The sequence below is a fragment of the Amycolatopsis oliviviridis genome (genome assembly GCF_014654365.1).
In the GTDB taxonomy this organism is placed as follows: domain Bacteria; phylum Actinomycetota; class Actinomycetes; order Mycobacteriales; family Pseudonocardiaceae; genus Amycolatopsis; species Amycolatopsis oliviviridis.
In genome coordinates, this window is record NZ_BNAY01000003.1 from 835,075 (window position 1) to 857,867 (window position 22,793).

At 69.0% G+C, this 22,793-nt stretch carries 23 protein-coding genes; 16 read left to right on the forward strand and 7 right to left on the reverse strand.

Annotation, left to right across the window (positions count from 1 at the left end):
- Window positions 1–135: 135 nt before the first annotated feature.
- Window positions 136–612, forward strand: a complete 477-nt coding sequence (locus IE302_RS17050) for a QsdR family transcriptional regulator (protein WP_229907799.1) — start codon at window positions 136–138, stop codon at window positions 610–612.
- Here IE302_RS17050 and rsmI read toward each other — a convergent pair.
- Entirely contained in the window at window positions 609–1,445 is an 837-nt protein-coding gene (rsmI, locus tag IE302_RS17055) for a 16S rRNA (cytidine(1402)-2'-O)-methyltransferase (RefSeq protein WP_191255462.1), read from the reverse strand. The genes IE302_RS17050 and rsmI overlap by 4 nt on opposite strands.
- 68 nt (window positions 1,446–1,513) lie before the next feature.
- Between rsmI and IE302_RS17060 the strand changes: the two genes are divergently transcribed.
- The 3 genes from IE302_RS17060 to IE302_RS42780 all read left to right on the forward strand — a co-directional run bounded on the left by IE302_RS17060 (window position 1,514) and on the right by IE302_RS42780 (window position 4,853).
- Window positions 1,514–3,085 carry a dolichyl-phosphate-mannose--protein mannosyltransferase gene (locus IE302_RS17060; RefSeq protein ID WP_191255463.1) on the forward strand — a complete coding sequence of 524 codons (1,572 nt, stop codon included), beginning with the start codon at window positions 1,514–1,516 and terminating at the stop codon, window positions 3,083–3,085.
- A 105-nt stretch (window positions 3,086–3,190) separates the two neighbouring features.
- Window positions 3,191–4,213, forward strand: a complete 1,023-nt coding sequence (locus IE302_RS17065; protein WP_191255464.1) for a hypothetical protein — start codon at window positions 3,191–3,193, stop codon at window positions 4,211–4,213.
- Window positions 4,214–4,289: 76 nt separating this feature from the next.
- The gene (locus IE302_RS42780) at window positions 4,290–4,853 is read left to right on the forward strand and encodes a hypothetical protein (RefSeq protein WP_229907800.1); all 564 of its coding nucleotides are present in this window, start codon (window positions 4,290–4,292) and stop codon (window positions 4,851–4,853) included.
- Window positions 4,854–4,933: 80 nt separating this feature from the next.
- Here the strand turns inward: IE302_RS42780 and IE302_RS17075 are convergent, their stop codons facing one another.
- Window positions 4,934–6,700 carry a serine/threonine-protein kinase gene (locus IE302_RS17075; RefSeq protein ID WP_191255465.1) on the reverse strand — a complete coding sequence of 589 codons (1,767 nt, stop codon included), beginning with the start codon at window positions 6,698–6,700 and terminating at the stop codon, window positions 4,934–4,936.
- Window positions 6,701–6,846: 146 nt separating this feature from the next.
- On the opposite strand from IE302_RS17075, the gene IE302_RS17080 reads away from it, so the two are divergent.
- Together IE302_RS17080 and IE302_RS17085 are read left to right on the forward strand one after the other, a co-directional pair.
- Complete coding sequence (locus tag IE302_RS17080; protein WP_191255466.1) at window positions 6,847–8,754, forward strand: propionyl-CoA synthetase; 1,908 nt, start codon at window positions 6,847–6,849, stop codon at window positions 8,752–8,754.
- A 109-nt stretch (window positions 8,755–8,863) separates the two neighbouring features.
- Window positions 8,864–10,444, forward strand: coding sequence for a beta-N-acetylhexosaminidase (locus IE302_RS17085; protein WP_191255467.1), 1,581 nt, complete (start codon window positions 8,864–8,866; stop codon window positions 10,442–10,444).
- Here the strand turns inward: IE302_RS17085 and IE302_RS17090 are convergent.
- Together IE302_RS17090 and IE302_RS17095 are read right to left on the reverse strand one after the other, a co-directional pair.
- Window positions 10,426–11,037: a TetR/AcrR family transcriptional regulator gene (locus IE302_RS17090; RefSeq protein WP_191255468.1), complete on the reverse strand. Its 612-nt coding sequence runs from the start codon at window positions 11,035–11,037 to the stop codon at window positions 10,426–10,428. The genes IE302_RS17085 and IE302_RS17090 overlap by 19 nt on opposite strands.
- Window positions 11,027–11,722 (reverse strand): MOSC domain-containing protein, encoded by a 696-nt coding sequence (locus IE302_RS17095; protein WP_191255469.1) that lies wholly within the window; start codon window positions 11,720–11,722, stop codon window positions 11,027–11,029. Before IE302_RS17095 ends, IE302_RS17090 begins: the two co-directional genes overlap by 11 nt.
- Window positions 11,723–11,762: 40 nt before the next feature.
- Between IE302_RS17095 and IE302_RS17100 the strand changes: the two genes are divergently transcribed.
- Window positions 11,763–12,335, forward strand: coding sequence for a TIGR03086 family metal-binding protein (locus IE302_RS17100; protein WP_191255470.1), 573 nt, complete (start codon window positions 11,763–11,765; stop codon window positions 12,333–12,335).
- Here the strand turns inward: IE302_RS17100 and IE302_RS17105 are convergent.
- Both IE302_RS17105 and exaC read right to left on the reverse strand, forming a co-directional pair.
- Window positions 12,289–12,672: a DUF779 domain-containing protein gene (locus tag IE302_RS17105; protein WP_191255471.1), complete on the reverse strand. Its 384-nt coding sequence runs from the start codon at window positions 12,670–12,672 to the stop codon at window positions 12,289–12,291. The genes IE302_RS17100 and IE302_RS17105 overlap by 47 nt on opposite strands.
- Complete coding sequence (gene exaC / locus IE302_RS17110) at window positions 12,672–14,195, reverse strand: acetaldehyde dehydrogenase ExaC (RefSeq protein WP_191255472.1); 1,524 nt, start codon at window positions 14,193–14,195, stop codon at window positions 12,672–12,674. Before exaC ends, IE302_RS17105 begins: the two co-directional genes overlap by 1 nt.
- Window positions 14,196–14,300: 105 nt before the next feature.
- On the opposite strand from exaC, the gene IE302_RS17115 reads away from it, so the two are divergent.
- The 5 genes from IE302_RS17115 to IE302_RS17135 all read left to right on the forward strand — a co-directional run bounded on the left by IE302_RS17115 (window position 14,301) and on the right by IE302_RS17135 (window position 19,073).
- Window positions 14,301–15,578 carry a helix-turn-helix domain-containing protein gene (locus IE302_RS17115; RefSeq protein WP_191255473.1) on the forward strand — a complete coding sequence of 426 codons (1,278 nt, stop codon included), beginning with the start codon at window positions 14,301–14,303 and terminating at the stop codon, window positions 15,576–15,578.
- Window positions 15,579–15,646: 68 nt separating this feature from the next.
- On the forward strand, window positions 15,647–16,447 hold the full coding sequence (locus tag IE302_RS17120; RefSeq protein ID WP_191255474.1) for an SGNH/GDSL hydrolase family protein: 801 nt from the start codon (window positions 15,647–15,649) through the stop codon (window positions 16,445–16,447).
- A complete protein-coding gene (locus IE302_RS17125; RefSeq protein ID WP_191255475.1) occupies window positions 16,426–16,992 on the forward strand; it encodes a TetR/AcrR family transcriptional regulator in 567 nt (188 codons plus the stop codon). The genes IE302_RS17120 and IE302_RS17125 overlap by 22 nt, the downstream gene beginning before the upstream one ends.
- A 246-nt stretch (window positions 16,993–17,238) precedes the next feature.
- Window positions 17,239–18,411, forward strand: coding sequence for a sensor histidine kinase (locus IE302_RS17130; protein WP_191255476.1), 1,173 nt, complete (start codon window positions 17,239–17,241; stop codon window positions 18,409–18,411).
- Entirely contained in the window at window positions 18,408–19,073 is a 666-nt protein-coding gene (locus tag IE302_RS17135; protein WP_191255477.1) for a response regulator, read from the forward strand. Before IE302_RS17130 ends, IE302_RS17135 begins: the two co-directional genes overlap by 4 nt.
- Here IE302_RS17135 and IE302_RS17140 read toward each other — a convergent pair.
- On the reverse strand, window positions 19,037–20,500 hold the full coding sequence (locus IE302_RS17140; RefSeq protein ID WP_191255478.1) for a phytoene desaturase family protein: 1,464 nt from the start codon (window positions 20,498–20,500) through the stop codon (window positions 19,037–19,039). The genes IE302_RS17135 and IE302_RS17140 overlap by 37 nt on opposite strands.
- 93 nt (window positions 20,501–20,593) lie before the next feature.
- Here IE302_RS17140 and IE302_RS17145 point away from each other — a divergent pair, with 93 nt between their 5' ends.
- The 4 genes from IE302_RS17145 to IE302_RS17160 are packed head-to-tail and all read left to right on the forward strand — an operon-like array spanning window position 20,594 to window position 22,789.
- Complete coding sequence (locus IE302_RS17145; RefSeq protein ID WP_191255479.1) at window positions 20,594–21,328, forward strand: DUF2786 domain-containing protein; 735 nt, start codon at window positions 20,594–20,596, stop codon at window positions 21,326–21,328.
- Between the two features lie 54 nt (window positions 21,329–21,382).
- Window positions 21,383–22,138, forward strand: a complete 756-nt coding sequence (locus IE302_RS17150; RefSeq protein WP_191255480.1) for a GNAT family N-acetyltransferase — start codon at window positions 21,383–21,385, stop codon at window positions 22,136–22,138.
- 28 nt (window positions 22,139–22,166) lie between these two features.
- A complete protein-coding gene (locus IE302_RS17155) occupies window positions 22,167–22,523 on the forward strand; it encodes an ArsR/SmtB family transcription factor (RefSeq protein WP_229907802.1) in 357 nt (118 codons plus the stop codon).
- A complete protein-coding gene (locus IE302_RS17160; protein ID WP_005155628.1) occupies window positions 22,520–22,789 on the forward strand; it encodes a hypothetical protein in 270 nt (89 codons plus the stop codon). The genes IE302_RS17155 and IE302_RS17160 overlap by 4 nt, the downstream gene beginning before the upstream one ends.
- Window positions 22,790–22,793 lie beyond the last annotated feature (4 nt).

The window sequence follows — 22,793 nt, forward strand, 5'->3', positions numbered from 1 at the left end:
CATCCATGAGACGACTCGTGATATGTTTCACTCATCGGAACCGCACTCGAACGCCAGTTGACATCGCCGCGCCCGGACGCTCTGGGCGCGTTCACGATCGCGCGCTCCTGGTTCTTGGACGGGCGCCGAGTGGACATGGGCGAGCTCGCGGGTGAGCTCGGGATCAGCCGGGCCACGCTGCACCGCTGGGTCGGCGGCCGGGATCAGCTGCTCGGCGAGATCCTGTGGTCGATGACAATGGAGGTCTTCGAGGCGAGGGCTTCCGGCAAGCTCGGGCGCGGCGCGGAGGGGATCGCGGAACTCGTCGGCACCTTCGTCCGGACCGTGAACGACTCGAAACCATTCCGGGAGTTCCTGCGCAACGAGCCCGAGCGAGCGCTGCGGATCCTGACGACGAAGGCCAGCGTGGTGCAGAGCCGCGCGATCGAGAAGATGCGCGAGTTCCTGGACGAAGAGGTCGAGGCCGGACGGCTCACGCCGCCCCTGCCGGTCGAGGACCTGGCCTACCTGCTGGTGCGGATCGGCGAGTCCTTCATCTACACGGACGTCATCACCGGCGCCGAGCCCGACGCCGCGAAGGCGCACGCGGCCGCGGCGGCCTTGCTGTCCTAGCTCTTACGGGACGCGAGAACGGCGTCGTAGAGCTCCTTCTTCGACACCCCGGCGGCTTCGGCGACTTCGGCGGCCACGGATTTCAGGCGTTCCCCGGCCGCGACGCGCGATGAAACCTCCGAAACCAGATCCGCGACACTCACCGAACGCGGCGGCGAGCCGGCCAGGACGACCGTGATCTCGCCCTTGACCCCCTCGGCGGCCCAGGCGGCCAAAACCGGCAGAGTGCCGCGTTTGACCTCTTCATACGTTTTGGTCAACTCCCGGCAGACGGCCGCGCGGCGATCAGGCCCCAGGACGTCGGCGGCATCGGCGAGCGTGCTCGCGAGGCGGTGCGGAGATTCGAAGAACACGGCCGTACGGGGTTCGTCCTTCAGCGAACCGAGCCATTTCGCGCGTTCACCGGGCTTGCGCGGGGCGAATCCTTCGAAACAGAAACGGTCGCAAGGGAGACCGGACAGCGCCAGCGCCGTGGTCACCGCGGACGGGCCGGGGAGGCAGGTCACCGACACCTCCGCCTCGACGCAGGCCGCGACCAGGCGAAATCCGGGATCCGACACGCTCGGCATCCCCGCGTCGGTCACGAGGACCACCGTTTCGCCTGATTGGAGCGATTCGAGCAGTTTCGGCAGGCGGGCCGTCTCGACGTCCTCGTAGAAACTGACGACGCGTCCGACCGGTGAGACGTCGAGCGCCGCGGTGAGGGAGCGCAGGCGCCGGGTGTCTTCGGCGGCGATCACGTCGGCGGTCGCGAGGGCTTCGGACAGGCGCGGCGAAGCGTCACGGACGTCTCCGAGCGGGGTGGCTGCCAGCACGAGGCGTCCTTCGGTCATTCCCGAAGGTTAACCGGTTCGCACATCCGGACACCGAGTTCACTCTTCCGCCCGTAGGATCATGCCCCGTGACCGCACTGCTGACCCGGGACAACGAGAGCGTGCGGCCGGATCCGGTCGACGCGCTCCGGCCACCGAACGACCGGGAGGCCACCCTCCTCGGCCGCGGCATGCCGACCGACCGCGTGCGCGGCTGGGTCGTCACGCTGGTGCTGACGCTCATCGGCGGCATCGTCCGGATCCAGAATCTGGGCACGCCCACCGACAAGGGCACGCCCGTCTTCGACGAGAAGCACTACGTCCCGCAGGCGTGGCAGATGCTGCGCAACGGCGGTTACGAAGACAACTACGGCTACGAGCTGATCGTGCACCCGCCTCTGGCGAAGCATCTCATCGCGATCGGCGAGTGGCTGTTCGGCTACAACGCCTGGGGCTGGCGGATCATGCCGGCGCTGGCGGGCACGCTGATCGTGTTCCTCACCATCCGGATCGCCCGGCGGCTCACCCGTTCGACGCTGCTCGGCGCGATCGCCGGGATCCTGGTGATCAGCGACGGCGTCCTGCACCTGCAGTCACGCATGGGCATGCTCGACATCTTCATCGCGTTGTTCGTGCTCGCCGCGTTCGCCTGCGTGCTGTGCGACCGCGACCAGGTGCGGCAGCGGCTCGCCGTGGCCGTCCGTGAAGGCTGGATCGACGAGTCCCGGTTCGGCCCGAAGCTGGGTTTCCGGTGGTGGCGGTTCGCCGGCGGCCTGATGATCGGGCTGACCTTCGGCGTCAAGTGGTCGGCGCTGTACTACATCGCCGCGTTCGGCCTGCTCACCGTCTTCTTCGACGTGGCCGCGCGCCGCGCCGCCGGGGTGCAGCGACCCTGGGTCGGCACGCTGCGCCGCGACGTGCTGCCCGCGCTGTGGGCGATCGTCGTCATCCCGATCCTGGTGTATCTCGCCTGCTACTGGGCCTGGTTCGCGAGCGAGACCGCGACCGACCGCAACCTGGTCGCGATCAAGGACATCGATCCCGGTTTCTGGGCCTGGATGCCGCCCGCCTTGCGGTCGCTGGGCGACTACTCGATGAACGTGCTCGACTTCCACGCGAACCTGGTGACGCCCAAGGACAAACCGCATCCGTGGGAGTCGAAGCCGTGGACCTGGCCGATGGGGCTGCGGCCGATGCTCTACGCGTACGCGGGCGGCACCGAGGCGACCGGCTGCGGCGAGTCGACCTGCGTGCGGGCGACGATGCTGATCGGGACGCCGGCGATGTGGTGGCTGGCCCTGCCGATGCTCGGCTGGAGCGCGTGGCGGTCATTCTTCCGCGCGGACTGGCGCTACGCCGCCGTGCTCGTCGGCTACCTCGCCGGGTTCCTGCCCTGGTTCACCAACCTCGACCGCCAGATGTACTACTTCTACGCGACGCCGCTGGCGCCGTTCCTGGCCCTCGGGTTGACGCTGATCCTCGGCCAGCTCCTCGGCAGCGCGAAACGCGGCTTCGAACGGCGGGGCACCGGCATGCTCGTCGTCGCCCTCTACGTGGGTCTCGTCGTGGCCAACTTCGCCTGGTTGTGGCCGATCCTCAACGGCAACGCGATCACCAACGACCACTGGAACGCGGAATTGTGGCTTCCGTCCTGGAAGTGACCACGATCGGTTGACCCAAGCCCCGGCGAGACGGCGGAAACCGGCCTAGACTCCCGTCCGAATTGAGGACTACTGGGGGTCGTCATGTCTCGTTGGCCGTATTTGATGGCTATCGCTCTTCTGCTCACCGGGTGTTCCAGCGCCGTGGACGGCAAGGCCTTCCGCGAGGGTTCGGCGCCGGGCGCGAGCGATCCGAAATACCCGAAGTACCAGCCGCCCGCGGACGGGTCGGGGTTCAGTGACCAGGTACTCGACCAGCCGCTGGCCCTACCCGTGACACAGGGTGAAGAGGGTTGCGGCTGGCTCGAGTCGGTCAAGACCGAAATGCAGCCGCTCGGTCTCGTGAGCACCAAGGGGGTGCTCAGCGGTTGCCAGTTCGTGTTCCCGGGCAACAAGGGTGCGCAGGTGCACGCGTACAACCCGTACGGCTGGATCACGCAAGAGTCCGCGGTGATGGAGCCGGTGGAGATCGCCGGGCTCAAGGGCCGGACGTACGCCTTCGACCCCGAGCCGGTGACGTTCTGTTCGGTGAACATGGACGTCCGCGCCTACGCCTCGATCGCTGTCGACGCCTACGACGTCAACAGCGACGAAGCGGGGAATCGCGCGGAGCACTGCGAACTGGCGAAGAAGGTCGCCGAAGTGGTGGTGAAGAAATTCGTTCCGCTCGCCGGCGGGACACCGGCGCAGGGCACCGTTCAGGAACCGGGCCCGGACGCGCTGGCGAACGCCGACATCTGCGAGGTCGTCAAGTTCACCCACGCGAACTACGCCGGGGTCAACGCGGGCCGCGAAGGCGCGCAGAAGGGCGAGTCCCCGCTGGGGCCGACCTGCACTCACGAGGTTCCCTACGCGAAGGTCGTCGGGATGTACACGAGCGGCGTCGGCGGGCTCGAAGCCGTGCCGCCGAAAGCGGGCGCGGAGGTGCGGAACGAGAAGTTCGGGTCGTTGAAGGCGAGGTACGAGCAGACCGCCGAGACGTGCGCGCTGAGCGTTCAACTCGGCAACGGCCAGGTGGTCCAGGTCGACTTCATCGGCAAGAAGAAGGAAGCGATGAGCCGCACCTGCGTCTCCGCCCGGCTCGTCCTTTCGGTGTCGATGCTGGCGCTGATCACCGGGGATCACTGATTTCCCGTTTCAAGTGTGACACTTGGACGAGAGTTGTTACTCTGCCCTGGTCAACAGCAGCTCGACAGGGGGCATCATGAGGATCCGACCGCTCGGAGCGGCCTGTGCGGCCGCGGCGTTGTTCTTGATCGCGGGCTGCGAGGAGCAGACGCCGGGAACCGCTTCGCCGCAGACTTCGGCCGTTCCGAGCACCTCGGAAGCACCGGCCGGCAGTTCGGCTCAGCCCAGCGCTTCTTCGCGGCCTTCGGCGACCGCGGCGACCGTTTCCGAGGCGACCAAGTCCGCCACCGGCGGCGCGGTGGCGCACAGCCCGCAGGGGGCGGCGAGTGTGATGGAGGAGTACTTCCACGCCCTGGGCGCCAAGGACCTCGAAACGGTCTGCCGGATCACCGGTCCGGCGTTCGACGGCGGGATGAAGGAATGCCGCACCCTCACCCCGATGCAGTTTGGGATGTTCTCGGACGACGACCTCAAGAAGCTGAAGGCCATCCGCGTCGACCCGGCGAAGCTGCAGAGCAAGGGGCCGGACAAGGTCGCTGTCCCGCCGGCCGCGGTCGCGCCGCAGATCGCGATGATGGCGGCGCAGCCCAAGACCTTCACCATGGCGTGGCGCGACGGGACCTGGGTCGTCGTCGCCTGAGGGAGAGCAAGGGACCTTTGCTGGCGTTCGTTAGCACACTAACGAACGCCAGCAAAGGTCCCTTGCTCTCTTTTCGCAGGTCAGCGCGGGTGGCGCTGGGGCTGCGGCTGCTGGTGGGGCTGCTGCTGCGGAGGGCGGCGCGGCACGATCTGGGTCACCGGACCGTCCGGCGACTTGCCCGCCCGCGCGAGCCAGCCTTCGACGTCGCGCCGCACGGCGGTGAGCGTCGGGCGGCGGCGGGGTTCCTGGTCGAGCGACGCGACGAGGATCCGGGCGTGCGCGCTGCGGTTCGGCAGCTTCGAGACCGGTTCGGCCCGGGCTGCGGCCATCAGCGCGGCCATCGGGGTCTCCCGGGTGCCGCGCGGAGGCTGGCCCGACAGCGCGTAGCTGACCGTCGCGGCTAGCTGCCACGCGTCCGACGCCGGGCTGGCCGGGGAGCCCATCGCCTGCTCGGGAGCGACGAAGTCCGGCGTGCCGATCATCATCCCGGTCGCGGTCATCTTCGAGTCGCCCTGGCTGCGGGCGATGCCGAAGTCGATCAGGTGGGCGAGCCCGTTGCGGTCGAGGATGATGTTCGACGGCTTCAGGTCGCGGTGCAGCACACCCTTCTCGTGCGCCGCGGCGAGCGCGCCGGCCATGGTCGACCAGAGCCGTCCGGCGGCGATGTCGTCGAGCGGGCCCTGCGAGTCGACGATCTCGGCCAGCGAGCGCCCTTCGAGGTACTCCATGACCAGCGCGAGCCCGTCGGGCTCCTCGACGAGGTCGTACACCTTGACGCAGTTGGGGTGGTTCACCACGGCCAGCGCCCTGGCCTCGCGCTGCATGCGCTCTTCGGTGTCCCGGTCCGGCGCGTGCGCGATCTTCAGCGCGACCGTGCGGTTGAGCTGCGTGTCGACCGCTTCCCACACGGTGCCGAAACCACCGTGGCCGAGCCGCCGGACCCGTTTGTAGCGGCTGCCGCCGGAGTTGCGGGAGCCCGGGGGCGCCGGGACCGGGCCCGGTATCGCGGCCAGCGCGGGCGGTTCGGGCGCCTGCGCCAGCGCGGTCGCGGGGTACTGCTTCTGCGGCGGGGGCGGCAGCTGCTGCTGCGGCTTCGGGGCGGGCGGCTCCGGGCGGTACGGCTCGATCTTCTGCCGGGGCTGCGGGTCCGGCCGGTTGATCACCGACCACGGCGGCGGGCCGACCAGCGCGACCGGGATCAGGCCCAGCACGCTGAGCGGCAGGAAACCGAGCCAGAAGTGCACGGCGGTGTTCGCGCCCATGCCGACGCTGGCCAGCACCATCAGCACGAACGGGATCCAGAAGAACCGCGAAGGCCACTTCGGGCCGCGGCGGAACGCGGTCCGTGCCTGCAGCATGACGAACAGCAGGGACAGCGCGGGCAGGCCGACCAGCAGGATCAAGTAGAAGATGTAGCTCAGCTGCATCCCGCTCGGATAGAACAGGACCTCGTACACGTTCTGGCCGCGCCCGAGGTACTCGCTCTGCTTGCCGATCAGCGGGCTGTAGTCGGTGTTGAAGGTCGACAGGTCGCTACCGGAGAAGCCGGATTGCCCGCCCGATTTCGTCGAGGCGGCTTCCTGGTAGGTCTGCGAAACACCGGTGGCCAGCAGCCACGGCAGCAGGAAGACGGCGACCACGCCGATCCCGCCGAAGACGGACAGGGTCACCACGTCATAGCGGTTGCCGGTGCCTTTGCGGATGATCGCGACGACCATCGCTCCCAGCGCGGGCAGCAGCGCGACCAGCGCTCCCGCGGTGCTCGTCGCCCACACCCAGTCCCCGGGCCAGATCCCCGGTCCGAAGAGGCTGTGCGCGAACGACAGCAGCGCGCTCGCTAGTCCCATGGAGCCTGCTCCCCTAGCTTGTCGAGGCCGTTTCCGGCGGTTTTTTCCTAGTTCAGCTTAGGACGCCTCATGCCCTCGCGGGGTTGCCGGGTTGTCACGGCCGTCTCCCCGGCGTTACCACCGGGCATGAGCCCTGTGGTGAGTCCATGATGGTCCGGTACCCGAGCGCGAAGGAGCATTCGATGTACGCCGAGACGTACCAGCGGAGCCTCGAAGACCCGGAGGGTTTCTGGCTCGAAGCCGCCCGGGCGATCGACTGGACGCGGCCGCCGACGCGGGCCCTCGACGCCTCGAAGGCGCCCTTCTACCGCTGGTTCCCGGACGGGGAGCTGAACACGGCGTTCAACGCGCTCGACCGGCACGTGCGGGACGGCCGCGGCGGGCAGACCGCGCTGATCTGGGATTCCCCGGTAACCGATTCGGTACGCCGGTTCACCTACGCGGAACTGCTGGACGACGTCGCGCGCTTCGCCGGCGCGCTCGCCTCGCTCGGTGTCGAAAAGGGCGATCGCGTCATCGTGTACATGCCGATGGTCCCCGAGGCCGCGATCGCGATGCTCGCGTGCGCCCGGCTCGGCGCGGTGCACTCGGTGGTGTTCGGCGGGTTCGCCCCGAAGGAGCTCGCGGCGCGGATCGAGGACGCGAAACCCAAGGTCGTCGTGGCCGCGTCGTGCGGGATCGAGCCGACGCGGGTCGTCGAATACAAGCCGATCATCGACGAGGCGCTCGCGGGCACCGTCCATCAGCCGGACAAGGTCGTGGTGCTGCAGCGGGAGCGCGCTCGCGCCGAACTGGGTGAGCGCGACGCGGACTGGGCCGAACTGGTCGCGAAGGCCTCCCCCGCCGATCCGGTTCCGGTCGCCGCCACCGATCCGCTGTACATCCTCTACACGTCCGGCACCACCGGGAAGCCGAAGGGCGTCGTGCGCGACACCGGCGGGCACGCGGTCGCGCTGGCCTGGTCGATGAGCGCGATCTACGACATCCGGCCCGGTGACGTGTGGTGGACGGCTTCCGACGTCGGCTGGGTCGTCGGCCATTCCTACATCGTCTACGCGCCGCTCCTCATCGGCGCCACGAGTGTCATGTACGAGGGCAAGCCGGTCGGGACGCCCGACGCGGGCGCGTTCTGGCGCGTCATCGCCGACCACGGGGTCAAGGCGCTGTTCACCGCCCCGACGGCGTTGCGCGCGATCAAGAAGGTCGACCCGGACGCGGGCGAAATCGAAAAATACCAGCTCAGCCGGTTCCAGACGTTGTTCATGGCGGGGGAACGACTCGATCCGGAGACGTATCACTGGGCGCACGGGAAGCTCGGGGTGCCGGTGATCGACCACTGGTGGCAGACCGAGACCGGCTGGCCGATCGCGGCGAATCCGCGCGGACTGGAGCCGATGCCGGTCAAACCCGGTTCCGCGACGAAGCCGGTGCCGGGCTGGGACGTGCGGATCCTGGACCAGGCGGGCGACCCGCTCCCCGCCGGGCGGGAAGGCGCCATCGCGATCAAGCTGCCGCTCCCGCCGGGGTCGTTGCCGACGTTGTGGGAGGACGACGAGCGGTATCGCGAGGCGTACCTTTCGCGGTACGAAGGCCACTACCTGACGGGTGACTCCGGATACGTCGACGAAGACGGCTATCTGTTCGTCATGGGCCGCACCGACGACGTCATCAACGTCGCGGGCCACCGGCTGTCGACCGGTTCGATGGAGGCGGTGCTGGCGTCCCACGCCGCCGTCGCCGAATGCGCGGTGATCGGCGTCCGGGACCAGCTCAAGGGACAGCTCCCGCGCGGCTTCGTGGTGCTGAAATCGGGAGTGGACGTCGACGCCGAAACGCTCAAGTCCGAGTTGGTCGCCCTGGTCCGGCGCGACATCGGGCCGGTCGCCGCGTTCCGCGACGTGTCCATTGTGGACGCGCTGCCGAAGACGCGGTCCGGGAAGATCCTGCGCAAGACCATGCGCGGCATCGCCGACGGCCGTGACGAGCAGGTGCCCTCGACGATCGAAGACGCGAGTGTTCTCGATGCGCTGAAAGCGGTTCTGCGCGGCGAGTGAACCAATGACCGGTACGGATTCCTAGTCCGATTGGGTGTTGTCCCCTTTGCCCTATTGGTCTATACCTCTATGAGCAGAGAGTCTCCAGTTCCCCGACCGGAGGTGCTCCATGAGTAAACGCCTGTCCACAACCGTGCTCGGCGTGGCCGTCCTGAGTCTCGTGACGTTCGGCCTGCCCGCGACGGCGAGCGCGGCTCAGCCCACCAAGGCCGAACGGACCGTCACCGACGTCATCCCCGCGCCTGTCGACGCGAAGCCCGATCCTCGCGCGAACTTCCGGCTCAGCCCCTCGACCGTCATCCGCACCGATCGCGACGGCAGACAAGTCGCCGAATACCTGGCCGGGCTGCTCCGGCCCGCCACCGGTTACCGGCTGCCCGTGGTCAGCGGCCACCGCGGCGGCGGATCCGCCATCTCGCTCGAAACCGGCCACGCGAGCGACCGGGTCGGCACCGAGGGCTACCAGCTCAAGGTGTCGTCCTCCGGCGTGAGCCTGCGGGCGAACACCGACAAGGGCCTGTTCTCCGGCGTCCAGACACTGCGCCAGCTGTTCCCTTCGGCGATCGAGGCGACCACCGTCCAGAAGCGTTCGTGGGTGGTCTCGGGCGGCACGGTGCTCGACTATCCGCGCTTCGGCTACCGCAGCGCGATGCTCGACGTCGCCCGGCACTTCTTCACGCCGGCGCAGGTCAAGCTCTACATCGACCAGATCGCGCAGTACAAGATCAACACGCTCCACCTGCACCTGACCGACGACCAGGGCTGGCGGATCGAGATCAAGAGCTGGCCGAAGCTGGCGACCGTCGGCGGGCTGACCGCCGTCGGCGGCGGCCCCGGCGGGTACTACACACAGGACCAGTACAAGGACCTCGTGCGCTACGCGGCTTCGCGGCACATCACGATCGTTCCCGAGATCGACATGCCGGGGCACACCAACGCGGCCCAGCACTCCTACGCCGAGCTGAACTGCGACGGCAAGCCGATCCCGCCGCGCACGGACATCGAGGTCGGCTACAGCTCGCTGTGCATCAACAAGGACATCACCTACACGTTCGTCGACGACGTCCTGCGCGAACTGGCGGCGATCACCCCCGGGAAGTACCTCAACATCGGTGGCGACGAGGCGCACGCGACCACCCCGGAGGACTACCAGACCTTCGCCAAGAAGGTGCAGCCGATCGTCGCGAAGTACGGCAAGCAGATCACCGGCTGGCACGACATCGCCAAGACCACTCCGCCGGTTTCGGCCGTCCCGCAGTTCTGGGGCACGACCGGCACGGACGCGAACGTCGCCGCGGCCGCGGCCCGGGGCAACAAGATCCTCATGTCGCCCGCCAACAAGGCCTACATGGACATGAAGTACCACGCGCAGACGCCGCTCGGGCTCAGCTGGGCGGGCTTCATCGAGGTCAAGACCGGTTACGACTGGGATCCGGCCACGTACCTGCAGGGCGTGACGGAGCAGAACGTCCTCGGTGTCGAGGCGCCACTGTGGTCGGAAACGCTCGTCACCAGTGAGCACATCGAGTTCATGGCGTTCCCGCGGTTGCCGGGGTACGCCGAGATCGGCTGGTCGCCGAAGGATTCCCGGACCTGGGACGCCTACCGGCTCCGGCTGGCGAAGCAGAGCCCGCGCTGGGTTCAGCAGGGCATCGACTTCTACCGGTCCACTCAGGTCGACTGGCAATAGTCGAGACGTTCGGTGATGGCGGCACGGGCCAGCGCGTAGGGCTCCGTGCCGCCGAACATCACCGAATCGGCGTTCGCGGCCCGGCCGAGGGCGTGCAATTCGAAGGCCAGCCGCTCGACGTCGACGGACGCGCGGAGGTCTCCCAGCTTCCGCGCTTCGACGGCGGTCGAGCGGATGAACTGGGCGAAAGCCCGGCTCACCTTCGCGACGGCGTCGTGGACCCGGCCGGTCCGTGCGTCGAATTCGGCGCCGGTGTTGAAGAAGAAACAGCCGCCGGGGAACACCCGGCGTTCCGAGTAGTCCAGCCAGTTCGCGCACAGCGCGCGCAGCCGGGCGATCCCCGGCTCGACCTCCAGCGTCGGCTCGACGACGTTCTCCGCGAAGATCGCGCTCGCCGTCTCGACGGTCGCGAGTTGCAGTTCCTCCTTGGAACCGAACAACGCGAACACCCCGGATTTGCTCAGTTCCAGTTCGGTGGCGAGCCTGCCGAGGGACAACCCGTCGAGCCCTTCGACGGACGCGATGTCGACGGCGCGCCGGAGCACCACCCGCCTCGTCGCGTCGCCCCGGGCCACCCGGCCGTCAACCGGCATTCCGTTCCTCTCGCCGCCGTTTCGCCGATTCCAGGCCGTCACGGTACTGCCGGGAAAGCGAAGACGTCGCGAGCACCCGGTCCAGCAGCGCCCAGTAGGCGGTCCGGCGCTCGTCGTCGAGCTGAGCGACGTTGGTGAACGACGCGACGTACACCTCGGCGATCGTCGGATTCGCCGGATCGCGCTCTTCCAGCGTCATCCGCCCCGACGTCGGGACCTCGCCCGTCCGGAGCACCCGCAGGTACCAGCCGCTGCGACCGGAATCGATCATCGTCGGGATGACGTCCTTGCGGCCGGTCTTCATCGCGAGCTTGAAACACGGCGTCCGCGGCTGCGAGACCTGGACCAGCGCTTCTCCCCAGGCCCAGACGTCGCCGATCCGCACCTCGTACTCGTCCGCGCCGCCGACCGACAGGTTCTCCCCGAAATCGCCCGCCGCCGTCTCGAAACCCTGCTCCGACCAGGCCGTGTAGTGCGCCGCCGGATAGACGTAAACCGCTTTGTCGACCCCGCCGTGGACGGTGCGGTCCGCCTGGTCGTCCCCGGCGAGATTGATCTCGCCGAGTTCCAGGAACGGCACCTCCACCCGCGATTTCGAGATCGCGCTGTACACCGGGACGTCGCGTTTCGTCCCCAGCACGGACGGCCGTCCCACGAAGACTTCGTTCAGTTCGAGTGTGCTCACACCCTAGAAAATAGCACGACCGTTCGTATATGTTCCGGTCATGGACTTCCTCGCGTTGACGACACGGGCACATCAGGCGGCGGGCGAGACGATCGCCGGGATCGGCAAGGACGGCTGGGACCGCTCGACCCCCTGCGCCGAGTGGGCCGTCCGTGACATCGTGAAACACCTGATCGACAACAACGAGCACCGCGCCGCGCAGGCGTCCGGCCGCCCCAGGCGGACCAGGCCGACGACGGACGACGACCTCGCCAGGTCCTACGACGAGAGCTCCGCCGAGTTCCTCGCCGCCTTCGACGACCAGGCCCTGGAGAAGACCTTCGACTTCGGGACCTTCGGCCCGCTCCCCGGGAAGAACGCCTTGGCCGTGCTCTTCGTCGACAACCTCGTCCACGGCTGGGACCTCGACGCCGCCCTCGGCCGCGAACACCAGTGGGACGACGAACTCGCGACGGCCGCGTTCCGTGTGGCGAGCCGCTACCCCGACGTGATGCCGGTGCGCGGGCCCGGCGGTGCCTTCGACCACGCTGTCGAGGCACCTCCGGGCGCCGGGCCGGGCGAGGCGCTCATCGCGTTGCTGGGCCGTTCAGCTCCGCCGATTCCTCGTCGCTGAACAGCCGGGAGCGGACCAGGAAGCGGACTCCTTCGGGCGCCTCCAAGGAGAATCCGCTTCCCCTCCCGGGGACGACGTCGATCGTCAGATGCGTGTGCTTCCAGTACTCGAACTGCGGCCCCGACATCCACACCGGGACGTCCTCGATCCCCTCGACGACCAGGTCGCCGAGATGGACGTCGGACACCCCGGTGCGGAATTCGCCCGCCGGGTAGCACATCGGCGCGCTTCCGTCGCAGCATCCGCCGGACTGGTGGAACATCACCGGCCCGTGGAGTGACACCAGCCGCCGCAGCAGTTCCGCGGCGGCCGGTGTCAGGCCGACCCGCTCGGTCATCAGAAGAACCCGAGCGCACTGTCCGAATAGGACACCAGCATGTTCTTGGTCTGCTGATAGTGGTCCAGCATCATCTTGTGGTTCTCGCGCCCGATCCCGGACGCCTTGTACCCGCCGAAGGCCGCGTGCGCCGGGTAGGCGTGGTAGTTGTTGACCCAGACCCGGCCCGCCTGGATGTCGCGGCCGGCGCGGTAGGCGGTGTTGCCGTCCCTCGACCAGACACCGGCGCCGAGGCCGTACAGCGTGTCGTTGGCGATCTTCAGCGCGTCGGCGTAGTCGTCGAACTTCGCCACCGAGACGACCGGCCCGAAGATCTCCTCCTGGAAGATCCGCATCTTGTTGTCGCCCTCGAAGACCGTCGGCTGCACGTAGTACCCGCCGGACAGTTCGCCGCCGAGGTCGCCGCGCTCGCCGCCGGTGAGGATCTTCGCGCCTTCCTTCACCCCGATGTCGATGTAGGAAAGGATCTTCTCCAGCTGGTCGTTGGAGGCCTGCGCGCCGATCTGCGTCTCGGTGTCGAGCGGGTGGCCCTGCTTGATCTTCTTGACGCGCTCGACGGCGTCGCCGAGGAACCGGTCGTAGATGCCGGACTGGATCAGCGCCCGCGACGGGCAGGTGCAGACCTCGCCCTGGTTCAGCGCGAAGAGCGCGAAACCTTCCTGCGCCTTGTCGTAGAAGGCGTCGTTGGCCGCGGCGACGTCGTCGAAGAAGATGTTCGGGCTCTTGCCGCCGAGTTCGACGGTGACCGGGATGATGTTCTCGCTGGCGTACTGCAGGATCAGCCGTCCGGTGGTGGTCTCGCCGGTGAAGGCGACTTTCCGCACGCGGTTGCTCGACGCGAGCGGCTTGCCCGCCTCGACGCCGAAACCGTTGACGACGTTCAGCACGCCCGGCGGGATCAGGTCGCCGATGAGCGACATCAGCAGGTGGATCGACGCCGGGGTCTGCTCGGCCGGTTTGAGCACGATCGCGTTGCCGGCGGCGAGCGCGGGCGCGAGCTTCCAGACCGCCATCAGCAGCGGGAAGTTCCACGGGATGATCTGGCCGACGACGCCGAGCGGCTCGTGGAAGTGGTAGGCGACGGTGTTGTCGTCGATCTGGGAGATGCCGCCCTCCTGGGCGCGCAGGGCGCCGGCGAAGTAGCGGAAGTGGTCGATCGCCAGGGGGATGTCGGCGGCGAGGGTCTCGCGGACCGGTTTGCCGTTCTCCCACGATTCGGCGACGGCGATCGCTTCGAGGTTCTGTTCCATCCGGTCGGCGATCTTGAGCAGCACGTTCGACCGCTCGTCCACCGACGTCCGGCCCCAGGCCGCGGCCGCGCCTTCGGCCGCGTCGAGCGCCCGGTCGATGTCGGCGGCGGTGCCGCGGGCGATCTCGGTGAACGTCTGCCCGGTCACCGGGGTCGGGTTCTCGAAATACTGACCGCTCGCGGGCGGTACGTACTCACCGCCGATGTAGTGGTCGTAGCGCGACTCGTAGCTGACGACGCTGCCTTCGGTGTTCGGTGCCGCGTACTTGGCCATCTTTCCTGCCTCATCGCTAGGGGTGGCGGATGGCGGCGAAGGTAGGCCGGGTGAGGTTGCACGTACGTTGCACCGAAGTGAGCCCGGTCACCTATCCTCGGAAACGTGGCGGAGCTGCCCGGCGGTGAAGCGTCGCCGCGTGACCCTCAGGCGTACGCGCGGCTGCTGAAGGACGTCCGCGAAGCCGTCCTCTCCGGTGTTCCCTCGCCGCGTTCGCCCAGGTCGATCGTGTCGGCGTCGTGGAATCGCTCGCTCGCCGCGCAGGTCGACCCGGACACGGGAGTCGCGCCGCTGGTCTACGACTCCGGCGAGCTGAGCGGCCTGCGGGACGAGCATCCGCTGGCACCGGTGCTGCCGATCCTGCGGCAGACGCTGGTGAGCATCGCCGACGACGCCGAGCACATGATGATCGTGACCGACGCGGCCGGGCACATCCTGTGGCGCGAGGGCGCGGCCGGTGTGCTGCGGCGCGCGGACGGCGTGATGCTCGCCGAAGGCACGCGCTGGAGCGAAGACGTCATAGGCACGAACGCGATGGGCACCACGCTCGCGACCGGGGAACCGGTGCAGATCTACTCCGCCGAGCATCTCGTGCGGACCTATCACGGCTGGACCTGCGCGGCGGCGCCCGTGCGCGACCCGGAGACCGGCGCGCTGCTCGGGTCGATCGACGTCAGCGGTCCGCTGCGGACGGTCCATCCGGCGATGCTCGCGCTGGTCACGGCGGCCGCCCAGCTCGCCGAAGGCCAGTTACGGGCCCGGCTCGCGATGCGCGACGTGCGGCTGCGGAACCGGGGTCCGTCGAGGCGGCCGCGGCTCGCGCTGAAGTTCCTCACCGACGGGCCGCCATCGACCACAGTGGACGGTCGCGAGGTGCCGTTCACCTTGCGGCACGCGGAAATCCTCACCCTGCTCGCCCTGCATCCCGGCGGACTGACGGCGGAACGGCTGGCCCTGCTGCTCTACGGCGAGAGCGGAAACCCGGTGACGGTGCGCGCGGAGATCCACCGGCTGCGCACGCAGCTCGGGACGGAAATCGTGCAGACCCGGCCGTACCGGCTCTCCGCCGAGGTGGACGCCGACTTCCTGCGGGTCCGCGCGGCGCTCAAACGGGGCGACGTCACCGGCGCCGCGAACGCGTTCCGCGGTCCGCTGCTGGCCGAGTCGGAGTCGCCGGCCATCCGCGAGGAACGCGAGTCGGTCACCGCGTCGGTCCGGCGGGTCGTGCTCGGCAGCCGGGACGCGTCGGCGCTCTGGTCGTACTGGGAGACAGCCTGCGGTGCCGACGACGTCGAGATCGTCGACGCGCTGTGCCGGGTGCTCCCGGACGGCGACCCGCGACGGGCCGTCGCCTTCACTCACCGTGCTCGCCTGAATCACTGAGTAGACAGCGTCTACATCGGTTTGATAGACAGTGTCTACAAGGTGAACTCGCGGTTACGGAGATCTGGATGGGCTACCAACGATTCGTCGCGCTCGGCGACAGCTGCGCCGAAGGGCTGGCCGATCCGCATCCGTCGGGTGGCTTCTACCGCGGCTGGGCCGACTTCGTCGCGGCACGCCTGGCACAGGAAGAGCCCGGTTTCCGCTACGCCAACCTCGCCGTCCGCGGGCGCAGGCTCGACCAGATCCACGCCGAGCAGACCCCGGCGGCGAGCAGGCTGCGGCCGGATCTGATCGCGCTGTTCGGCGGCGGCAACGACGTGATGAGCCGCGGCTGGGACGCGCGCACGGTCGCCCGCCGCGTCGACGCCGCCATCCGCGCCTGCACCGAGATGGCGCCGGACGTCGTCACCTTCACCCTGAGCGACATCTCCCACCGCATGCCGATGGGCCACCGCATGCGCCCGCGCATCGTCGCGCTGAACGACGCCGTCCGCGAAGCGTCCGTCAGCTACGGCGCGACGCTCGTCGACCTCTGGCCGGACGACGCCGCGCACGATTCCCGCTACTTCGGCCCGGACCGGCTGCACCTGTCCGAACAGGGCCACCGGCGCCTGGCCGGGCACGTGCTCGGCAAGCTCGGCGTCAGCCACGACCCGGCCTGGCTCGCCCCGCTCCCCGGTACGGCCGGACGTCCCGGCCTGCGCGCGGACCTGCGCTGGCTGACACGGGAGGTCCTCCCGGTCGCGATGAGCCGGTTCCGGAATCGGCTCGTCGGCCGCCAGCCGGGCGACGGTTTCCTGCCGAAGCGCCCCGATCTCCTGCCCGTCCTCGAGGAGACCCGGTCGTGGGCGCCCGAACCCGCCTGATCGACACCGCGGCGAACCTGCTGGCCGAAGAGGGCGTCGGCGCGGTGACGCTGCGCGGGATCGCCAAGGCCGCCGGTGTCTCGCACGGCGCGCCGCTGCGGCATTTCTCGGGGCGCGCGGCCCTGCTTTCGGCGGTCGCCACCCGCGGCTACCTCGAACTGCTCGAACGGGGCGCCGTCCTGCCGGACGGGACACCGCGCGAACGGCTCATCGCGGCCTGCCACGGCTACCTCGATTTCGCGCTGGCCAATCCGGCGATGTTCGAGCTGATGTTCCGCCGCGATCTCATCGACCCGGGCGACGCCGAACTCACGCGGGTGAGCAGCGCGGTCTTCGACTTCTTCGCCGCGCTGGTCGCCGAAGTCGCCGAGGTCCGTGGCGGCACTTGGCATCCCGCGACCGATCCGCGGCTGCTCGCGTCCTCGCTGTGGGCTTCGCTGCACGGCCTCGCCCAGCTGTGGCTCTGGGGCGGGCTGGCGGGCGCGAGCTTCGCGCCGTCACCGGAAAGCGCGCTGGCCGTCACACTGGACGCTTATCTGGGCTGAGGCTCGGCGAAGAGGCGGCCGGCTCCGGATATCCCCTCCCGAAGGCCCTCTTACCCGGAGAGGTCGACCTCTTCGCCGAGTTGGGGAATGGAATATCCATCCTGCGCCGACGTTATCCGGACGGATCACCGAGCGGAATCACCACCAGTCGGAAGCCAGGGTAAACCTTGGCGGTATATGACCGGGCGAATACCGCGAAAGTCGCAGGAATTGGGCGGCCCGACGTTCCGGCGGTAACTTTCGGAAGTGCCGTCCCTCGCTCAGCCCTTTCAACTCCTCCGCGCACGGCCGGTGCTCACCGATTTCCTGATCACGGCGGCCTCGGCCACCCTCCTCGCGCTGGGCGCGGCACCCCGCGGCGGTGCGTTCGGCGACCCGGCCGGCCCCGGGGCCGTCGTCCTCGCGACGCTCATCGCGCTCCCGCTGCTGGCGCGCCGCCGCCATCCGATCCCGGTCCTGCTCGCCTCGGTGTCGATCATGACCGTGTACACCGCGCTGGGTTACCGGGCCACGCTGGGCGAACCCTCGGCCTTCATCGCGGCTTACACGGTGTGGGCGCGGTACCCGCCCGCGAAGGCCGTGGCGCCGACCATCGCCTGGGTCGTCCTGTTCGAAGTGGGGCTCGTCCTCGGGGAGGTGCCGTCCTTCGTGGCCGACACGACCCGTCTGGTCGCGCAGTGCGTGGGCACGATCATCGTCGGACGGCTCGGTTTCCTGCGCGCGGAACGGATGGTGGAACGCGCCGTCCGCGCCGAACGGGAGATCCGGCTCGAAGCGGAGCAGGCCGTCGTCGAGGAACGCATCCGCATCGCCCACGAGCTGCACGACGTCGTGTCCCACCACATCTCGGTGATCGCGGTACAGGCGAACCTCGCGCGCTACGTGTTCGAATCGTCCCCGGTCACCGCGCGCACCGCGCTGGACACCATCACCGGCACCACGACGGAAGCGCTCGACGAACTGCGGCGCCTGCTCGGGGTGCTGCGCCCGCCACAGCGCGAAACCCACGAGTACCGCCCCCAGCCCGGCCTCGCCGACCTGCCGACGCTGGTCACCCGTGTGCGTGAAGCCGGTCTCAAGGTGACGACACGGACCATCGGCGAGCCGCGACGGCTTCCGCCGGGACAGCAACTGTGCACCTACCGAATCGCTCAGGAAGCGCTTACGAACGTACTGAAACACGCGGAGAAGGCGAGTGCGGAACTCGTCCTCGAATACGGCGAGGAAGCGCTCGTGCTGAGTGTCCGCAATTCCGCTTCCGAGAAGACACCGGCGCCCGATCCGGCCGGGCAAGGCCTCATCGGAATGCGTGAACGGGCGAGAATGTACGGTGGTTACATCGAAATGGGACCGGCCGGATCCGGTGGTTTCGCGATCGTACTGACCCTTCCCTATCTGCCGCAGGAGCGAGCCCGGTGACCAGTGTGCTGGTGGTCGACGACCAGGACCTCGTCCGGGCGGGTTTCGTGGCCTTGCTCGACGCGGTCCCCGATGTGCGGGTCGCGGGCGAGGCGCGAAACGGGCTCGAAGCCGTTGAGAAAGCCCTAGAACTGCGCCCCGACGTGATCCTGATGGACATCCGGCTGCCCGAACTCGACGGCGTGCGGGCGACCGAGCGGATCCTCGCGCAGGCCGGGCCGGAGAAGCCGAACGTGCTCATGCTGACGGTGTTCGACCTCGACGAGTACGTCTACACCGCGTTGCGCGCGGGCGCGGCGGGCTTCCTGCTCAAGGACAGCCCGCCGGAGACGCTGATCGCCGGGATCCACGCCGTCGCGCGCGGGGACATGCTGTTCGGGCCGACCATCACCCGGCGGCTCGTCGAGGCGTTCACCCAGGGCCCGCCGGAAAAGCCGGCCGCCCCGCCGGAGCTGACCGGGCTGACCGAACGCGAACTCGAGGTGCTCCGGTTCGTCGGCACCGGCGTGCCGAACTCGGACATCGCGCGAAGCCTGCTGGTCAGCGAGGCCACGGTGAAGACGCATCTGAACCGGCTGATGACGAAACTCGGGATCTCCAGCCGGGCCCAGGCCGTGGTGGTCGCCTACGAAACGGGTCTCGTGCGACCTCGCGGTTCTTGAATCACCCGATCGAAATCCTTGCCCAGTAAGGATTTCGCGGCGTGCCAGCCGCCCATCCCGTGCACACCGGGCCCCGGCGCGGTCGCGGCCGAACACAGGAAGACACCGCCGAGCGGGGTGCGATGCGGATTCCATCGCGGGACGGGCCGTCCGAGTACCTGGCGCAGATCCACCGCCCCGGCGGCGACGTCACCGCCGGGATAGTTCGCGTTGTAGGCCTCCAGCTGCGGTGCGGTGAGGCAGCGGCTCGCCAGGATCGTGTCGGAGAACCCGGGTGCGAACCGTTCGATCCGCCGCCGGACGAGCTCGGTCGCGTCACGCGGATCACCGTGCGGCACATGGCAATACGCCCACACCGGCCGTTTGCCCGGCAGCCCGCGCGAAGGGTCGATCGCCATCGGATCGGACACGAGCACGAACCGGTCGTCCGGATCTTCCCCGCGCACGACGGCGTTCTCGGCGGCGTACACCTTGTCCCGGGTGCCGCCGAGATGGACGGTGCCCGCCTTGCCGACCTCCGGGACCGCCCACGGAACCGGTTCGGAAACCAGGAAATCGACCTTCGCCGCACCGGGCCCGTAGCGATAGGACTCCAGTGCCTTCCGGTATCGCGGCGGCAGCAGATCGCGAGCGATGTCGAGGAAACCGCGCGGGGCGATGTCGAGGATCACCGTCCGCGAGCCCGCGAGGGCACGCAGATCCGTGATCCGGCTGCCGGTGTGGATCCGCCCGCCGTGCGCGCGGACGTCGTCGGCGAGCGCGTCGGTGATGGTCTGGCTGCCGCCGCGGGCGATCGGCCAGCCGGTCGAATGCGCGAGGTGGCCGAGCAGGAGGGTCGCGCCCGCCGCGGCGAGCGAGGGCTGACGGCTCATGACGTGCGCGGAGACGCCGGACAGCAGCGCGGGCGCTTCCGGGCCGGTGAACAGGCGCCGCTCGAGTCCGGAGGCGAGCAGCGCGATCCGGGCGGGGAGAAGCGCGGCGGACCGCGGGTCGCGGGGCGGATGGCGGAGGTCGCCGAGCAGGAGATCGGCCAGTTCGCGGCTGTGCTCCGCCAGCGGTCCCAGCAGGCGGCGCCAGCGGGGGCCGTCCGTACCGAGGGCGTCACAGGTCCGGTCGAGATCTTCATAGGCGAGTCCGGCGCGGCTACCGTCGATCGGGTGCGCGTACGCGATCTCCGGCCGCAGGAGGTCGACGCCGTGCCCGGCGAGATCGAACCAGCGGAAGAAGGGAGACGCCGCGGCCATCGGATGCCCGGTGGCGCAGATGTCGTGCCGGACGTCGTCGTCGAACAGCGAAGCCGTGCGCGTCCCGCCGCCGATCTCGTCCGCCGCCTCGTGCACTTCGACCGTCAGTCCCGCCCTGACCAGCAGGACCGCCGCCGCGAGCCCGTTCGGACCGGAACCGACCACCGAAACGTCCATCGACATACCGCCCCCTTGCCGGGTTCCGGACAGCACACCCGAATATTGTCGGACCTCTCTCCTAGATTGCCCGCTTCGACCCAATCAGGAAGGAGGGCCATGCCCGACCATGACACGCTGCTCGCGCGCGTCCGGAAACTCCTCGCCAAGGCGGAGGACCCGGCGGTCACCGAGGCCGAAGCCGAGTCGTACAACACGAAGGCCGCCGAACTGATCGCCAGGTACGGCATCGATCAGGCCTTGCTGGCCGCCTCCGGGGCGGCCGCCGACGAGATCACCCAGATCATGATCCCGCTCGAAAACCCGTACAGCCGGGACAAGGCGGGACTGCTCACGAACATCGCGCATCCGCTGCGCTGCCGGGCCCTGCTGCACCGGCTCGGCCAGTCGGTCACCGCGGTGACGGTGTTCGGTTTCCGGTCCGATCTGGAACGGACGGAACTGCTGTACACGAGCCTGCTGCTGCAGGCGACCACCCAGCTGACCAGGGTCCGCCCGGAGAACCGGGTGTTCGCGGGCGAATCGCTGGCCGCGTACCGGCGCACCTGGCTGCACGGGTTCTCCGGCGCCGTCTACGAAAGGCTCCGCAACAGCGAGGACACCGCGGCCCGCACCCACACCACGGCGGCGGGCGATCGCTCCGCCGCGCTGGTGATCCAGGACCGGACCGCGATGGTCAAACAGGCGTACGACGAGCAGTACGGCGACCTGCGCTCGGCACCGCCGAGGCGGCTGTCCGGCAGCGGCTACCTCGACGGGCACTCCGCCGGCGAGCGAGCCAACCTCAACACCACCGGTCTCACCGGGAAGCGCCGAGCGCTGCCGGTGCGCTAGACCATCGTGAAAACCACCTCGTGAGAGAAGCGTGTCCTCGGGTCTACTGAGGACATGATCGTGATCGAAGACCTGGCCACCCGGCCTGAGCTGCGTGAACCCGCGCTCGGCCTCGGCGGCGTCGGCGGCGAGTTCCTCCAGCACGACCTGACGGGCCTGCTGGCGAAGTCGTCCCATCTGGCCGCCCGCTGGCCGGAATACCTCCTCGTGCTGCTGGAAGACGGTGTCCCGGTGGCGAGAGCGGCCGCTGTCCCGGCCGGATTCCCGACGGCCGAACGCCCGGAACTGCCGGACCACGGCTGGGACGCCGCCTTGATCTGGGCCGCGGAAGACCTGCTGAGCACCCGTGAGACGAATACGCTGATCGCCCTCGAAGTGCTGGTCGCGCCAGGTCGCCGTGGTGGCGGCCTGGCCACAAAAGCTCTGGAAGCCCTGAAAAAGCGCGCCGCGGAAACGGGGATGCGCAAACTCGTCGTGCCGGTCCGCCCGGCCGGGAAGGAGAACGAGCCCGGATCGTCCTTCGAGGACTATGTCGCGCGCCGTCGTCCGGACGGTCTGCCCGAGGATCCTTGGCTGCGTACGCACGAGCGGCTCGGCGCCCGGTTCGTGCGGGTGGCTCCGTTCGCGATGACGGTCACAGGCACTTTCGCCCAGTGGAAGGCATGGACCGGCGTCGAACTCCAGGACGGCCTCACGACCGTGCCCGGTGGGATCGCGCCGGTGCTCGCCTCCTCGGCGCTGGACGTCGGCGTCTACGTGGAGCCGAACGTCTGGATGGAGCACCTGGTAGATCGAGTCGGCACCTGCTAGATTTCTTTGGCATGTGCAGGAGCCGACCGTGAGCGCCACCGGACCGTCCGGCGACGAGCTGTTGCGGCTGCTGGGGGCACTGGCGAATCCGCATCGGCTGCGGATCGTCGCGGCGCTCCGCGCGGAGCGCGCGTACGTGAGCCAGCTGGCGCGAGAGCTCGGCATCAGCCGGGCACTGCTGCAACTCCACCTGCGCAAACTGGAGGCGGCCGGGCTCGTGTCGGCCACCCTGGAGCTGTCGGAGGACGGGAAGGCGATGAAGTTCTACGAGGTGAAACCGTTCCTGATCGAACTCAGCCCGGACGCCATCGCCGCCGCGGCACCGACACTGAGCACACAGACACCGGGCGCACCGACACCGGGCGATGAGGGGGAACGGCCGTGAAGTGGCATCAATGGCAGGAAGTCGCCGGGCTGATCGGCATCTTCGTGTTCCTCACCGTGGTGATCACGGTGGTCGTGTGGCAGTTCGGCGCGACCATCCGGGCCAAGGGCGCGCTCGCGCGTGAACAGGAATACCGCAGGCTCGCCGAAAAAGCCGTCCAAGCGCAGGAAGAGACCGAACGCAAACTCACCGAACTCGACGGGCGCCTCGCCGATCTCCAGAAGAGCGTGGGCTCGGTCGAACGGATCCTCAAGGAGGTCGACTGACCGG